12 protein-coding genes are annotated in these 15,367 nt (G+C 72.4%); 8 read left to right on the forward strand and 4 right to left on the reverse strand.

Annotation, left to right across the window (positions count from 1 at the left end):
* The 3 genes from ACWGKT_RS42640 to ACWGKT_RS42650 all read left to right on the forward strand — a co-directional run bounded on the left by ACWGKT_RS42640 (window position 1) and on the right by ACWGKT_RS42650 (window position 1,964).
* Window positions 1-636 (forward strand): MBL fold metallo-hydrolase, encoded by a 636-nt coding sequence (locus tag ACWGKT_RS42640; RefSeq protein WP_453277925.1) that lies wholly within the window; start codon window positions 1-3, stop codon window positions 634-636.
* Window positions 637-690: 54 nt separating this feature from the next.
* Window positions 691-1,470: an exodeoxyribonuclease III gene (locus ACWGKT_RS42645; protein WP_453277926.1), complete on the forward strand. Its 780-nt coding sequence runs from the start codon at window positions 691-693 to the stop codon at window positions 1,468-1,470.
* Window positions 1,471-1,544: 74 nt separating this feature from the next.
* Complete coding sequence (locus ACWGKT_RS42650) at window positions 1,545-1,964, forward strand: DUF6278 family protein (protein ID WP_356150337.1); 420 nt, start codon at window positions 1,545-1,547, stop codon at window positions 1,962-1,964.
* A 447-nt stretch (window positions 1,965-2,411) separates the two neighbouring features.
* On the opposite strand, the gene ACWGKT_RS42655 is transcribed toward ACWGKT_RS42650, so the two are convergent.
* Both ACWGKT_RS42655 and ACWGKT_RS42660 read right to left on the reverse strand, forming a co-directional pair.
* Complete coding sequence (locus ACWGKT_RS42655; protein ID WP_356150339.1) at window positions 2,412-3,977, reverse strand: alpha/beta fold hydrolase; 1,566 nt, start codon at window positions 3,975-3,977, stop codon at window positions 2,412-2,414.
* A gap of 117 nt (window positions 3,978-4,094) precedes the next feature.
* On the reverse strand, window positions 4,095-4,853 hold the full coding sequence (locus tag ACWGKT_RS42660) for a hypothetical protein (RefSeq protein ID WP_453277927.1): 759 nt from the start codon (window positions 4,851-4,853) through the stop codon (window positions 4,095-4,097).
* Window positions 4,854-5,034: 181 nt separating this feature from the next.
* On the opposite strand from ACWGKT_RS42660, the gene ggt reads away from it, so the two are divergent.
* The gene (gene ggt / locus ACWGKT_RS42665; protein ID WP_453277928.1) at window positions 5,035-6,834 is read left to right on the forward strand and encodes a gamma-glutamyltransferase; all 1,800 of its coding nucleotides are present in this window, start codon (window positions 5,035-5,037) and stop codon (window positions 6,832-6,834) included.
* 52 nt (window positions 6,835-6,886) lie between these two features.
* Here the strand turns inward: ggt and ACWGKT_RS42670 are convergent, their stop codons facing one another.
* Together ACWGKT_RS42670 and map are read right to left on the reverse strand one after the other, a co-directional pair.
* Window positions 6,887-9,517 carry an ATP-dependent Clp protease ATP-binding subunit gene (locus ACWGKT_RS42670; protein WP_453277929.1) on the reverse strand — a complete coding sequence of 877 codons (2,631 nt, stop codon included), beginning with the start codon at window positions 9,515-9,517 and terminating at the stop codon, window positions 6,887-6,889.
* A gap of 153 nt (window positions 9,518-9,670) precedes the next feature.
* The gene (gene map, locus ACWGKT_RS42675) at window positions 9,671-10,441 is read right to left on the reverse strand and encodes a type I methionyl aminopeptidase (protein WP_235460125.1); all 771 of its coding nucleotides are present in this window, start codon (window positions 10,439-10,441) and stop codon (window positions 9,671-9,673) included.
* 32 nt (window positions 10,442-10,473) lie between these two features.
* Here map and ACWGKT_RS42680 point away from each other — a divergent pair, with 32 nt between their 5' ends.
* From ACWGKT_RS42680 to ACWGKT_RS42695, 4 genes are all read left to right on the forward strand, one after another.
* Window positions 10,474-10,725, forward strand: a complete 252-nt coding sequence (locus tag ACWGKT_RS42680; RefSeq protein WP_356146363.1) for a helix-turn-helix domain-containing protein — start codon at window positions 10,474-10,476, stop codon at window positions 10,723-10,725.
* A gap of 145 nt (window positions 10,726-10,870) precedes the next feature.
* Window positions 10,871-12,943 (forward strand): hypothetical protein, encoded by a 2,073-nt coding sequence (locus ACWGKT_RS42685; RefSeq protein ID WP_453277930.1) that lies wholly within the window; start codon window positions 10,871-10,873, stop codon window positions 12,941-12,943.
* Between the two features lie 158 nt (window positions 12,944-13,101).
* Window positions 13,102-13,944: a nitrilase-related carbon-nitrogen hydrolase gene (locus ACWGKT_RS42690; RefSeq protein ID WP_235458873.1), complete on the forward strand. Its 843-nt coding sequence runs from the start codon at window positions 13,102-13,104 to the stop codon at window positions 13,942-13,944.
* Window positions 13,941-15,227 carry an aspartate aminotransferase family protein gene (locus ACWGKT_RS42695; RefSeq protein ID WP_453277931.1) on the forward strand — a complete coding sequence of 429 codons (1,287 nt, stop codon included), beginning with the start codon at window positions 13,941-13,943 and terminating at the stop codon, window positions 15,225-15,227. Before ACWGKT_RS42690 ends, ACWGKT_RS42695 begins: the two co-directional genes overlap by 4 nt.
* Window positions 15,228-15,367: the final 140 nt, after the last annotated feature.

A 15,367-nucleotide genomic window follows, 5' to 3' on the forward strand; every position in this document is an offset into this window, starting at 1 on the left:
ATGAAGCTCACGAAGAAGTCCCACGCGTGTGTCCGTCTGGAGAAGGACGGGCGCACGCTCGTCCTCGACCCCGGAGGGTTCAGCGAGCCGGACGCCGCGGTCGGCGCGGACGCCGTCCTGGTCACGCACGAGCACCCGGACCACTTCGACGAGGGGCGGCTGCGGGCCGCCATGGAGGCCGACCCGGCGGCCGAGATCTGGACGCTGAAGTCGGTGGCCGACCGGATCGCGGCCGCCTTCCCGGGCCGGGTGCACACGGTCGGCCACGGCGACACCTTCACCGCGGCCGGCTTCGACGTCCAGGTCCACGGCGAGCTGCACGCGGTGATCCACCCGGACATCCCGCGCATCACCAACGTCGGCTACCTGATCGACGGCGGCCGCGTCTTCCACCCCGGCGACGCGCTGACCGTCCCCGACCGGCCGGTGGAGACGCTGATGCTGCCGGTGATGGCCCCATGGAGCAAGATCTCGGAGGTCATCGACTACGTGCGCGAGGTCAAGCCGCAGCGCGCCTACGACATCCACGACGCCCTGCTCACCGACCTCGCCCGCCCGATCTACGACCGCCAGATCGGCGCCCTGGGCGGCTCGGAGCACCTCAGGCTGGCTCCGGGGGAGTCGGCGGACGTCTGAGCCCCCACGGCGGGCGGGAGGGCGTTGTCGGTCCCGCCCGGTAGGTTGTCAGGCATGCGCATCGCGACCTGGAACGTGAACTCGATCACCGCTCGCCTGCCGAGGCTGCTGGCCTGGCTGGAGAGCAGCGGCACCGACGTGCTCTGTCTCCAGGAGGCCAAGCTCGCCGAGGAGCAGTTCCCGCTCGACCAGCTGCGCGAACTGGGTTATGAGGCGGCGGTGAACGCGACCGGCCGGTGGAACGGCGTGGCGGTGCTCTCCCGCGTGGGCCTCGCGGACGTCGTCAAGGGCCTGCCCGGTGACCCCGGGTACGAGGGCGTCGTGGAGCCCCGCGCCATCTCGGCGACCTGCGGCCCGGTCCGCGTCTGGTCGGTGTACGTGCCCAACGGCCGCGAGGTGGACCACCCGCACTACGCCTACAAGCTCCAGTGGTTCGAGGCCCTGAAGGCGGCCGTGGCCGGTGACGCGGCGGGCGGCCGCCCGTTCGCGGTCCTCGGCGACTACAACGTGGCGCCGACCGACGACGACGTCTACGACCGGGCCGCCTTCGAGGGCGCCACCCACGTCACCCCCGCCGAGCGCGCCGCCCTGGTCTCGCTGCGTGAGGCGGGCCTGTCCGACGTCGTCCCACGCCCCCTCAAGTACGAGCACCCGTTCACGTACTGGGACTACCGCCAGCTCTGCTTCCCCAAGAACCGCGGCATGCGCATCGACCTGGTCTACGGCAACGAGCCGTTCGCCAAGGCGGTCAAGGACGCCTACGTCGACCGCGAGGAGCGCAAGGGCAAGGGCGCCTCGGACCACGCGCCGGTCGTGGTCGACCTGGAGGTGTAGAAAGCCGCCGCCCGGCCGCGACACCAGCTCCCGCCCTGTGGTGCGCGCGGCGGTCCGAATGCCACGCTGGGCGTATGAACATCCCTTTTCTGGGCCACAGGCACGACAAGAACCGTCACGCGGTGCTGTCCGCCGACCCCGAGGGTGTCGCGGAGCTCCTGTCCGAGTGCGAGCTGCTCCGCTCCCACGCGTCCCGGGAGGGGGTCCGGCTGGACGACTCGACGGCCTCCCTGGAGGCGCTCGACCAGTTGGTGCCGCGCTGGCGCGACGACGAGGAGATCCTGCCCCGGCTGGGCAACGACGCCGGCCTGTACCTGGGTACGGTCATCGTGCGCACGGTGTCCGGAGCGGGCTGGGACTTCCGGTCCGACGGGCAGCCCGTCGTACGGCTCGCGTCCGGCCGTGAGTTCGATGTCGTCGCCGCCGGCCGCGCGTGGGCGGCCAGCGGGGTGCCCGAGCTCTCGCAGCTCTACGCCGAGGTGGCAGAGGCGTAAAGGCAAGATAAATACGGCTTATGCCCGAAAGGTGCGTGTCGTACATTAAGTCCGGTTCTGTCCGGATAGTTTGCGGCAACCACGACACAGCTGAGAGTGAGTAGGGCTGCGCATGGCCGTCGATCCTCTGATCGAACCGCGTGACATCGACCAGTACGTCGCAGAGCCCGGGCGCTCGACCGCCCGACCCGGCCCCGGACGAAGGGACTTGTGGCGCAGGCCGTACGGACGGTGCACCGCACCGGGACGCTGATCGCGAGAACCTCGACTACGATGTGCCCTTCATCCCTGTGGTGAGGACGGAGCCACCGAACCGCGCCGGGATGAGCGTGCTGCTCCCCGCGGCCGAACCGGGGTGCCGCTGCCGGGTGGGGAGCCCCCCACGGCCACGGGACCGCAGGGGGCAAGCAGTTCACAGGGCCAGGCCCGCCCGGCGGCAGCCGGAGATCACTGCTCGCGCAGCGGAACGTCCACGTAGGACGGGTCGTTGGCCGGCGAGGAGAAGGTCAGCTGCGCGCCGGACGGGTTGTGCTCGATGTAGAGCGGGTCGACCGTGTCCACCACCAGGGCGAGCCGGTGCCCGGCCGGGACGTCGTAGGCCGTGGAGAACAAGTCCAGGTCCACGTCGAACGCCTGGCCGGGTGTCCGGTCGTACCAGGTGTACGGCGCGTTGGTGACCAGCTTGCCGAGGCCGAGCGGCCCCACGTCGTACAGGTACGCGACGAGGGTGCCGCTGTCCTTGGTCGGGGTGAGCGTCGTGTGCAACCGGGCGGTGCCGCGCACCTGTTGGGTGCCGGCGTACCGCTCCGACTGCCAGACCGCGGCCCAACGGCGGGGCAGCAGCGGGATCGAGGCGATCGGCGGGAGCTGGGCGATCTGGTCCAGGATGCTGGACAGGAAGATGACGCCGCCGTCCGCGCCCGAGTCGACATTCGCATGGATCGTGGTGGAGCCCGCCAGGGCGAGCTTGCGACGGGTGGCGCCCACCGACTTCCAGTCCGGGTAGCCCTCGTAGCCGCCGGAGGTACGGGACTTGAGCTGCACCGGCTGCTCACGGTCGATGTCGTTGTCGACGCCCTTGAGGTAGTGGTCGAGCCACCGCTCGGTGTCGGTCCACACGTCGTTGGGCAGTCCGAACAGGCCGGTGATCTCGGCGGTGGCGTGGTCGCCGGGGCGGAACTCCAGCCGCTTCGGGACCGTCAGCTTCTCGTAGAAGTCGGCGTACTGGTTGGCCGGGAAGATGGTGTCGCCCCAGGCGTTGGCGAGCAGGAGCGCCGGGTTGTTCTGGTTGAGCTGGTCGACGTACGTCCCGACAGAGCGTTTCTTCCCCCACTCGACGAGTTCCTGCTCCTTGCTCAGGTTGGAGGCGTAGAAGTCGTCGAAGACCTGCCGGACTTCGGGGCCCTCGCGGCCGGTGACGGTTCCGGCGCCGTCCAGCATGGCCGCCGCCTGGACGTGCTGGGTGCGGCCGGAGTAGATGGAACCGATCAGGTCGGCCCAGCCGCTGAGCGCGGCGACCGCCTTGATGCGCGGGTCGTGGGCGGCGGCGAGCAGGCTGATGCCGGCGCCGTAGGAGACCCCGGCCATGCCGATGTGCCGCGAGTCGGCCGGTGTGTTGGCCAGCGCCCAGTCGATGACCTTGGAGGCGTCCGCTATGTCGGGCGGACCCGCCACTTCTATCTGGCCGCCGGACTGCCAGAAACCGCGCACGTTGTACGTGAGCACGATGTAGCCGGCGTCGGCGAGCTTCTGTGCCTGCGCGAGGTACTCGACCTGGGGCAGGCCCCAGCTCGTGGGCAGCACGATGAGCGGGTAGCGGTGCGAGGCGTCGGCTCCGGCCGGGGTGATGACGTTCGCCTTGAGGACCGTGCCGCCGTCGCCGGTGATGTCGACGAAGCGGACGGAGCCGACGGCCTGGGCCGCCGGGGCCAGGCCGACTACGGTTCCGGCGATCAGAGCCGCCGAGACGGCTCCCGCGGCAGCGGTGCGCAAGGTGGTGCGACCGTGTCCCATGGGGTCACTCCTCACTCGTGTCAGTGCAAAGTGACCCGACGGTAACCGCCGCCCCTTACCGCAAGTAACCCGTCGGTAAGTTACGTGCCGGTAAAGTTTGTTGGGCGGTACCGGCCCTTACGAGGCCCGGTGGGAGGCCCGCGTGGTCTCCACCGCGGGCAGCGGCGCCTGCGCGGCCCGCGTCACGTCCGCGACCAGCTCGACGACGTCCGGCCCGTACGCCTGCGAGTTGACCACCTTCAGCAGCAGGACGAACGTGCCGCTGCCGTGCTTGCGGGCCAGCCGCTCGTGGTTGCGGGCCAGGTAGCGGGTCGCCGCCTGGTTGGTGATGGCGCGCTGCCCGCAGAAGAGGAACACCGGCCGTGCGTCACGGCGTTCGCCGGCGGTGAGGCGGGCCAGCAGGACGTACTCCGTGACGCCCGCCTCCAGGCGGTAGCGCTCGCTGCCGATCTGGAAGGCGCCGCGGTCCGGGCCCGGTTCCGGGTCTATGTTGACCCGCACGCCCGGCAGCATCGCCGACATGTGGGCCAGCATCCGGCGGTTCGACCCGGGACCGCCCACACAGAACTCGGTGCGGTCGCCGAAGCTCTGCTGGACGTTGTCCTGGGTCGCCATCTGCAGATGCGCCCCGCAGTCCTTGATCAGCGCGGCGAGCTCCAGGAGGGCGAACACGTCGAAACGGTGGACCGCGGGCTCGGAGGTGGCGGGGTCGCGGTTGACGACGAGCAGTGATTCCGAGTTCTCCGGAAGCCCCAGGAACGCCTGTTTGCGCCGCAGCTTCCGCTTCCACAGGTAGGTGCGGGTCAGCCAGCCGAGCGCGGCACTGATGCCGGCGGCCACCACGCCGAGGACGATATTGCGCACGTCGTCATTCATGGGCGCGCATGGTAGCGGGCCCACGTGACCTGTACGTACCCGTGTTCGACATGTGAATCTGGTAGGAGGGCAGTGGGAAGGGGCTGTCGGGCCCCCGGCAATCTGGCTACGCTGCGCGGACGGTCTGGGCGGGCGCCGTTGCACAGGCGCACCGCTCCATCAAGGCTGCCTGGAGGTGCGGATGCGTCGCTCTGTCACACGGAAACTGGCGGTCCTGGCGGTCTCGGCCGCCGTGGTGTCGGTCGGGGCCGCGGCCCCACCCGGCTCGACGAGCGGCACCGCCGCGAAGGTTCCGGTGGCCGTCGGCTACGGCGGCGCGGTCGCCAGCGTCGACGCGGACGCCTCCGCCGCCGGCATCGAGGTCCTGCGCAAGGGCGGCAACGCCGTCGACGCCGCCGTCGCCACGGCCGCAGCGCTCGGCGTCACCGAGCCCTACTCCTCCGGCATCGGCGGAGGCGGCTACTTCGTCTACTACGACGCCCGGTCCCGTACGGTCCACACCCTCGACGGACGCGAGACCGCGCCGCAGAGCGCCGGCACCGACCTCTTCCTGGAGAACGGCAAGCCCCTCGCCTTCGCCGACGCCGTCAGCAGCGGCCTGAGCGTCGGCACCCCGGGCACGCCCGCCACCTGGCAGCGGGCCTTGGACGAGTGGGGCAGCCGCAACCTCCGTACGGTCCTCGGGCCCGCCGAGCGGATCGCCCGGGACGGGTTCACCGTGGACGACACCTTCCGCTCCCAGACCGCCGCCAACGAGGCGCGCTTCCGCTCCTTCCCGGACACCGCCCGGCTGTTCCTGCCCGGCGGCCGGCTCCCGGTGGTCGGCTCCACCTTCAAGAACCCCGATCTCGCCCGCACCTACGAGGAGTTGGGCCGCAAGGGCACCGGCGCGATCTACCACGGCGACCTCGGCGAGGACATCGTCGACACCGTGAACGACCCGCCCGTGGACCCGGGTTCCGGCTGGAACGCCCGCCCCGGCAAGCTCACCACCGCCGACCTCCGGGACTACCGCGCCAAGCTCCAGGCACCCACGAGAACCTCGTACCGAGGACTGAAGGTCTACTCGATCGCGCCCTCCTCCTCGGGCGGCACCACGGTCGGCGAGGCCCTCAACATCCTGGAGAACACCGACCTTTCGAAGGCCTCCGAGACGCAGTACCTGCACCACTTCATCGAGGCGAGCCGCATCGCCTTCGCGGACCGCGGGCGCTGGGTCGGCGACCCCGCCTTCGAGGACGTACCGACCAAGGACCTGCTCGCGCAGCGGTACGCCGACACACGGGCCTGCCTGATCAAGGACGACGCGGTGCTCACCAGCCCGCTGGCGCCCGGGGATCCGCGGCGTCCGGTGTCGTGCGCGACGGGCGGGACGGCGGCCCCGACGACGTACGAGGGCGAGAACACCACGCATCTCACGGTCGCCGACAAGTGGGGCGACGTCGTCTCCTACACCCTGACCATCGAGCAGACCGGCGGCAGCGCGATCACCGTCCCCGGCCGGGGCTTCCTGCTCAACAACGAGTTGACCGACTTCTCCTTCGCCCCGGCCAACCCGGCCGTGCACGACCCGAACCTGCCCGGGCCCGGCAAGCGGCCGCGCTCCTCGATCTCGCCGACCATCGTGCTGGACCGGCACGACCGGCCGGTGGTGGCGGTGGGTTCGCCCGGCGGCGCGACCATCATCACCACGGTGCTGCAGGTCCTGACCGAGTTCGTCGACCGGCATCTGCCGCTGGTCGACGCGATCGCCGCACCGCGCGCCAGCCAGCGCAACGCGGCCCAGACCGAACTCGAACCGGGCCTCTACAACAGCGACCTGAGGACGCGGCTGGAGGCCATCGGTCACGGTTTCAAGCCGAACCCGGAGATCGGTGCCGCGACCGGCGTCCAGCGACTGCCGAACGGCAAGTGGCTGGCCGCGGCCGAGACGGTGCGCCGCGGCGGCGGCTCGGCCCAGGTGGTGGTCCCGGCGCCGTAGAACGGGCTTCGTCGCAGGGCGGGCGGTGACGCGGTGAGCGAGTGGCGCCGCGTCACTGCCCGGGGCCGGACGGCGGCTCCGGGGTCTCGCCCCCGGGTCCGCCCTTCCCTGCGTCCGGCGCGGTGCCGCTCGCCTCGGTCACCGGCACGCCCTCGCTCGGCCGCGGTGCCTTGGCGGGGAACACGAGGTTTCCGTCCGCCACGTCCACGGTCACCTCGCTGCCCTCGCCGATGCGGCCGTCGAGGAGCAGCCGGGACAGCTGGTTGTCGATCTCGCGCTGGATGGTGCGGCGCAGCGGGCGGGCGCCGTACTCCGGCTGGTAGCCGCGGTCGGCGAGCCAGCCGACGGCCGCGTCGGTGAACCGGACGTCGATGCCCTGGGCGTGCACCAGCCGACGGGTCCGCTCCAGCAGCAGGTCCGTGATCTGCCGCAGTTGCTCGACGGTGAGCTGGCGGAAGACGACGATCTCGTCGATGCGGTTGAGGAACTCCGGCCGGAAGTGCTCGCGCAGCGGCCGCAGGATCCGTTCGCGCCGCGCCTCCTCGTCGGCCTCGTCGCCCCCGGGCCCGAACCCGATCCCGGCCCCACGCCGGGTGATCACCTCGGAGCCGAGGTTGCTGGTCATCACGATGACCGTGTTGGTGAAGTCCACCGTGCGGCCCTGCGAGTCGGTCAGCCGTCCGTCGTCCAGCACCTGCAGCAGGATGTTGAAGACGTCCGGGTGCGCCTTCTCGACCTCGTCGAGCAGGAGCAGCGAGTACGGGTGCCGGCGCACCACCTCGGTGAGCTGACCGGCCTCCTCGTGCCCGACGTACCCGGGCGGGGCGCCGACCAGCCGGGAGACGGTGTGCCGCTCCTGGTACTCGCTCATGTCCAGGCGGACCATCCGGTCCTCGCTGCCGAACAGCACCTCGGCGAGCGCGCGGGCCAGCTCGGTCTTGCCGACGCCGGTCGGACCGAGGAACAGGAAGCTGCCGATCGGCCGGTCCGGGCTCGCGAGCCCGGCGCGGGAGCGCATCACGGCCTCCGCCACGGCGCCGACCGCCGCCTCCTGCCCGATCACCCGCTGGTGCAGGTGCTCCTCCAGGCCGAGCAGGCGCTCCTTCTCCTCCTGGGTCAGGCGGCTGACCGGGACGCCGGTCAGCCGGGACACCACCTCGGCGACGGCCTCCGCCGTCACCTCCAGGTCCTGCCCCTCGTCGGCCTTGTCGTCGCCCGAGGTCTCCGTGATCCGCTGCTTCAGCCCGGCGATCCGGTCGCGCAGCTGCGTGGCCTGCTCGTACTGCTCGTCCGCGACGGCCTGGTCCTTGTCCCGGGTGAGCTGCTCGACCTCGCGCTCCATGGCGCGCACGTCGGTGCCCTTCGTCCGGGCGCCCAGGCGTACGCGCGCGCCCGCCTGGTCGATGAGGTCGATGGCCTTGTCCGGCAGCCGCCGGTCGGTGAGGTACCGGTCGGACAGCTCCACGGCGGCCACCAGGGCCTCGTCGGTGTAGCGGACCTGGTGGTGGGCCTCGTAGCGGTCGCGCAGGCCGCGCAGGATCTCGATCGCGTCCGGGACCGTCGGCTCGGGCACCAGGATCGGCTGGAACCGCCGGGCGAGCGCCGCGTCCTTCTCGATCCGGCGGAACTCCTCCAGCGTGGTCGCGCCCACGATGTGCAGCTCGCCGCGGGCCAGGGCGGGCTTGAGGATGTTGCCCGCGTCCATCGAACCGCCCTCGCCACCCCCGCCGGCGCCGACCACGGTGTGCAGCTCGTCGATGAAGACGATCAGCTGGTCGGAGTGGGCCCGGATCTCGCTCACGATGTTGTTCAGCCGCTCCTCGAAGTCGCCCCGGAAGCGGGTGCCGGCCACCACGCCGGGCAGGTCGAGGGCGACGACACGGCGGCCGGTGAGGATGTCGGGCACGTCCCCGTCGGCGATCCGCTCGGCGAGCCCCTCCACGATCGCGGTCTTGCCGACGCCCGCGTCACCGATCAGTACCGGGTTGTTCTTGCCGCGCCGGGACAGCACCTCGATGGTCTGCTCGATCACGTCGTCCCGCCCGATGACCGGATCGACGCGGCCCTCCCGGGCCAGCTCGGTCAGATCGCGGCCGTACTTGTCCAGGGTCGGGGTCGAGGTGGGCCGCTGCCGTTCGGTCCCGGTGCGGATCCGGTCGGCCTCCGCCGTCTCGGGGGGCATCCCGCCCGCCGCGAAATGGGCGGCGCTCAGGATGTGCCCGGCGGCCGAGTCCGGGTTCGCGGCGAGGGCGCTGAGCACGTGCTCCGGGCCGATGTATCCGGCGCCGCTCGCCCGGGCCAGGTCGTGCGCGTCGAGGAGGGCGCGCTTGACGGCCGGGGTCAGGGCCAGCGAGGTGGGCGGCGGGGCCTTGTCCGGCGGGTGCTGCACCGGGCCGGACCGGGCGTCGATCTCCGACGCCAGGGAGTCCGGGTCCGCGCCCGCGCGGCTGAGCAGGCTCCGGGTGGGCTCGGCGGCGAGCGCCGCGCGCAGCAGGTGCTGGGTGTCCAGGTCCCGGCTGCCGTGTTCGGCGGCGTACTGGGCCGCGCCCCGCACGAGTTCCCTGGCGGGCTGGCTCAGCAGCCGGCCCATGTCGATCGGGCGGGGTCCCTGCTGGGGGCCGCCCGCGCCGAAGAAGCGGGACAGGAATTCACCGAAGGGGTCGGGAGGGTAGCCGTTGGTCATGGCGTTCCGTTCCTTTGGTGCGTGTTCATAACACCTTGGCACGGATGGCCGCGCCTGGCACGCGCGGGGAGCGGCCGCCGTTCGGGAGCTCGTACGGATACGGCGGCCACGGTGCGCGGGGACCGGTCGCGCGGTTCCCCGCGCCCCTACGGCTCAGTGCCGTGCCGTGAGGATCCGGGGGCCCTCGTCGGTGATCGCCACCGTGTGCTCCACGTGTGCCGCGCGGGAGCCGTCCGTCGTGCGCAGGGTCCAGCCGTCCGGCGCCGCGTAGTAGCCGTCCTCGCCGCCGGCGGTCAGCATCGGCTCGATCGCGAGGACCATGCCGTGGCGCAGCGGGAGGCCGCGGCCCGGCCGGCCCTCGTTCGGTACGCCGGGGTCCTCGTGCATGTGGCGGCCGATCCCGTGGCCGCCGAAGCCGTCCGGGATGCCGTATCCGGCCGCCCGGCACACGGAGCCGACGGCGTGCGCGATGTCGCCGATGCGGTTGCCGACGACGGCCGCCTCGATGCCCGCGGCCAGGGCCCGCTCGGCGGTCTCGATCAGGTGCACGTCCGCCGGGCGCGGCCGACCCACCGTGAAGCTGATCGCCGAGTCGCCGACCCAGCCGTCCAGTTCGGCGCCGCAGTCGATGGAGACCAGGTCGCCGTCGCGCAGTCGGTAGCGGTCGGGGATGCCGTGCACGATCGCGTCGTTGACGGAGGCGCAGACGACCGCGGGGAAGGGGGTGGGCGCGAAGGAGGGGCGGTAGCCCAGGAAGGGCGAGGTGGCGCCCGCCTCGTCCAGTACCCGGCGCGCCACCGCGTCCAGTTCCAGCAGGGAGACACCGACGCGCGCGGCCTGCCGTACGGCCGTCAGGGCGCGGCCGACGACCTGGCCCGCGGCGTGCATCGCGTCGAGGGACGTGTTCGACTTCAGTTCCACCATGCCAATTACTATACCGGTATTAGAATGGTGGCATGGTACGCACCCCACTCACCCCCGAAGAGCGCGAACGCGGCGAACGGCTCGGGCAGTTGCTGCGCGAGGCACGCGGCGGCCGGAGCATGGCGGACGTCGCGGCGGAGGCGGGGATCTCCGCGGAGACGCTCCGCAAGATCGAGACGGGGCGTGCGCCGACCCCGGCGTTCTTCACCGTCGCCGCGCTGGCCCGCGCCCTCGGGCTGTCCATGGACGAGCTGGTGGGGCGGTGCGTCCTGCTGAAGGCGTGAGCGCCGAAGGCCCGAGCGCGGGCCGAAGGTTCGGGCCCGTTCGGCCGCGTGTCGCCGTCGCGCTGAAAACTCCCCGTAGCCGGTTCGTAACACGACTGGTGTTTTCTACGGAACCGGAGTGCTCCGGTCTGGCGGGAGTTGGGCAATGGCAGCGGATCAACTCCCGGACGAGGTGCGGGAGTTCGTGGACTACCTGGACGGCCTTCTGGCGCGCCTGAATCCCGACGGCGGATGGTGCGCGGTGTTCTGGCGGCGGGATCCGGAGGGCATGCGGGCCTGCCTCGACGGGCGCGAGGTCCCGCCGTGGGACGTCGTGGAGGCCCTGCTGCTGGACCTCGCCGCCGACTACGGTGCCGCGGTCTTCGGGCCGGAGCGGGAACGCGCCCGCGCGCTGCACTCGGCCGCGCTGACCGCGTACGACGACCGGCCCGACGGACGCCACGCCCTCGGGGACCGGCTCGACGTCATGCTCCGCGAACGGCGCTACGCGGCCGAACGGCACGCCGAACTGGGGCGTTTACTGGCCGCCGCCACCACCCGCGAGGAGGCCGACGCCCTCCACGTCGACCTGGCCTGGGCCCAGGACGACCACGAACGCGCCACGGCCCGCTGCGCGGAACTCCGCGACCGCATGACCGACTGGGACGACCGCGAGGCCGAGCACCGAGCCCGCCAGGCCCGAACCGGAGCCCCTGCGCCCGGCGGATACGGCCGCGGACCGCACGGCGCCGGACTCGGTGCCGCTGACCCGCGGCGAGTCGCTCACGGCGAGTACGGCCGCGGATCGCACGCCGCCGGTGCCGGCGCCGCCGGTCCGGCTCCTGCCGCTGGGGAGGGGGTGCGGGGAGTTCCGGGTCGTGCCTACGGGCGCGGGCCTCACGTCGGCGGTAGCGATGCCGCCGACCCGACTCTTGCGGCTGGGCAGGGCCTGCGGGGAGGTACCGGTGGGGCCTCCGCCGGCCCGGAGGGCAGGTCGACGCGTGGCCCCGGCGGGTACGCCGCCCCTGGGTCCCGCCCGAGCGCCACCGGCGCCGCGGGCAGGGCCGCTGCCGCGGCGCAGGGGGTGTGGGGAGATGCCCCCGGCGCGTACACCTCAGCAGGGTCGTCTGCCCCGCACCGCGCCTCCGCCGTTCCCGAAGCCGCGATCCATGACTTCGGCGCCCCTGAGCCGCTTTCCCGGCCCGACTTCCGAGACGCCGTCGCGCACTCCTCGCCGTCCTCTCCGCCCGGCGCCGGCGTCCCCGTGCCCGGCATCGGCGACGCCGTTCCGCCCTCCTCGCCCGGCGCTTCCGCCTCCGCGCCTCCCTCCCCGCCCGGCGCCGGCGCATCCGTGCCCGGCATCGGCAACAACGCGCAGCCCCCCGCGCCCGGCGTCGGCACCCCCGTGTCGCCCTCCCCGCCCGGCGTAGCCGCCCCTCGGCGGCCCGCTGCCGGACCGGGAGCCGAGCCTGTCGCCGAGCCCCCCGCCGCCGATCCGGGCACCGCGCCCGCCCCCGCCAAGCAACGCAAGCGTCGGCGGGGCGGGGCGCGGTTTGCCGGGATGGCTGTGGAGGAAGCGGGGCCGGTGGTCGTGCCGCAGGAGCCGGAGGCGGGGTTGCCCGCTGGGCGGCGGGTGCCGCGTGGGGCTCGGTTCGCCGGGGTCGGTGAGGTGGCCGAGCCGGTGGAGACGCGCGGGGAGGCCGTGGATGCGGAGGGGCGGCGGGCCGTCGCGCAGACCGTCGCGGCGCTGGTGCTGCTGCGCGGTGAGGGCCGTACCGGCGAGGCGCACGCCCTGCTCGTCGAGGTGGCGCACTGGCCCGCAGCCCGCCTCCCGGCCCTCGCCGCCGAACTGCAGCGGGCCGGCCTCGGCGCGGACTGGACGACCCTGCTCTGGGAGGCCGCCTCGCTGCCCGCCGACCGCCTGGTCGGCGCGGCCGACGCGCTGGTGGCCGCCGGCCGCGCCGACGACGGGCAGCAGATCCTGCGGCAGGGCGTCGTACGGCCCGCCGTGGAGATCGGCGAAGCCGTGCGCGGGCTCGACGGACAAGGCCGCCGCCGCGAGGTGCGCGCCCTCCTCGACGCGTACGTCCGCGTCCGCACCCCCGAGGAGGCGGCCCGCAGCGCCGCCCCCGACCCGCAGCGCCTCGTCCCGCTCCTGCTGGAGGCCGCCCGGGGCGTCTCCCAGGAGCGCCATTGGGACCTGCTCCACGCGCTCAGAGTCGCCGGATTCACGGCCTGACCGGCCCGGCGACTCACCCACAGGGGTGCGAAACACGATCGACTCAGCGGGTTGACGACGATGGTCTTGGCAAGCCCGTCCCGGAGCCTTACGTTCGTGCCTCTACGGCCTGCGTCTACGGGCGTAGAGGCTCTGACGTCCCGTCGAAGGAGCAGCTCATGGCCAACGTCGTACGTGCCGCTCTGGTCCAGGCCACCTGGACCGGCGACACCGAGTCCATGGTGGCGAAACACGAGGAGCACGCCCGCGAGGCGGCCCGCCGGGGTGCCAAGATCATCGGGTTCCAGGAAGTCTTCAACGCCCCCTACTTCTGTCAGGTCCAGGAGCCGGAGCACTACCGGTGGGCCGAGCCGGTGCCCGACGGGCCGACCGTGCGCCGGATGCGGGACCTCGCCCGCGAGACCGGCATGGTGATCGTCGTCCCGGTCTTCGAGGTCGAGCAGTCCGGCTTCTACTACAACACCGCGGCCGTGATCGACGCGGACGGCTCGTACCTCGGCAAGTACCGCAAGCACCACATCCCGCAGGTCAAGGGCTTCTGGGAGAAGTACTACTTCAAGCCGGGCAATGTCGGCTGGCCGGTGTTCGACACGGCCGTCGGCAAGGTCGGCGTCTACATCTGCTACGACCGGCACTTCCCGGAGGGCTGGCGGCAACTCGGCCTCAACGGAGCCCAGTTGGTCTACAACCCGTCCGCCACCTCGCGCGGTCTGTCCGCCTACCTGTGGCAGCTGGAGCAGCCCGCGGCGGCCGTCGCCAACGAGTACTTCGTCGCCGCGATCAACCGCGTGGGCCAGGAGGAGTACGGGGACAACGACTTCTACGGGACGAGCTACTTCGTCGACCCGCGCGGTCGGTTCGTCGGCGAGGTCGCCGACGACAAGGCCGAGGAACTCGTCGTCCGCGACCTCGACTTCGACCTCATCGAGGAGGTCCGGCAACAATGGGCGTTCTATCGTGATCGACGCCCGGACGCGTACGAGGGGCTGGTACGGCCGTGAACGACCTCTTCGCCCGCCATCGCAAGGTCCTGCCCGACTGGCTCGCGCTGTACTACGACAGCCCCCTGGAGATCACCCACGGCGAGGGCCGCCACGTCTGGGACGCCGACGGCAACCGGTACCTCGACTTCTTCGGCGGCATCCTCACCACGATGACCGCGCACGCGCTGCCCGAGGTGACGAAGGCGGTGACCGAGCAGGCCGGGCGGATCATCCACTCGTCCACGCTCTACCTCAACCGGCCGATGGTCGAACTCGCCGAACGCATCGCCAAGTTGTCCCAAATCCCGGACGCCCGGGTCTTCTTCACCGCCTCCGGCACCGAGGCCAACGACACCGCCCTGCTGCTCGCCACTGCTTACCGGCGCAGCAACACGGTCCTGGCGATGCGCAACAGCTACCACGGCCGCTCCTTCAGCGCGGTCGGCATCACCGGCAACCGCGGCTGGTCCCCGACCTCGCTGTCCCCGCTCCAGACGCTGTACGTGCACGGCGGCGTCCGCACCCGTGGTCCGTTCGCCGACCTGAGCGACGCCGACTTCATCGCGGCCTGCGTCGAGGACCTGCGGGACCTCCTCGGCCACACCCGCCCGCCGGCCGCGCTGATCGCCGAGCCCATCCAGGGGGTCGGCGGCTTCACCTCGCCCCCCGACGGGCTGTACGCCGCGTTCCGTGAGGTCCTCCAGGAGCACGGCATCCTGTGGATCGCCGACGAGGTGCAGACCGGCTGGGGCCGCACCGGCGACCACTTCTGGGGCTGGCAGGCCCACGACCGCAGCGGCCCGCCCGACATGCTCACCTTCGCCAAGGGCATCGGCAACGGCTCCTCCATCGGAGGCGTCGTCGCCCGTGCCGAGATCATGAACTGCCTGGACGCCAACAGCATTTCGACGTTCGGCGGGACCCAGCTCACCATGGCGGCGGGCCTGGCGAACCTCTCGTACCTCCTGGAACACGACCTCCAGGGCAACGCCCGGCGCGTCGGCGGGCTGCTCATCGAGCGGCTGCGGGCCGTCGCCGCGCAGCTCGGCGGCGTACGGGAGGTGCGCGGGCGCGGACTGATGATCGGCATCGAGCTGGTGAAACCCGGCACCGACGAGGCCGATCCGCAGGCGGCCTCCGCGGTCCTGGAGGCGGCCCGCGAGGGCGGACTGCTCATCGGCAAGGGCGGCGGCCACAACACCAGCGCCCTGCGCATCGCACCCCCGCTGACCCTGACCGTCGCCGAGGCCGAGGAGGGCGCCGCCGTCCTCGAACGCGCTCTGCGGGGCGCCACCCAGTAACAGCAAACAGTTGTGCAGGGCGAGTGAGCCGAAGGGGCGCGCCTGTGTCGAGAAACCGAGCGCGCGGAGGCCCGGAGGGCCGCCGGCGCCCGCGGGGGCGGCACACGCGTATGGGCGCCGCCGGCGGCGCCCCGCCCAAA

The sequence above is a fragment of the Streptomyces sp. NPDC054794 genome (assembly GCF_053611585.1).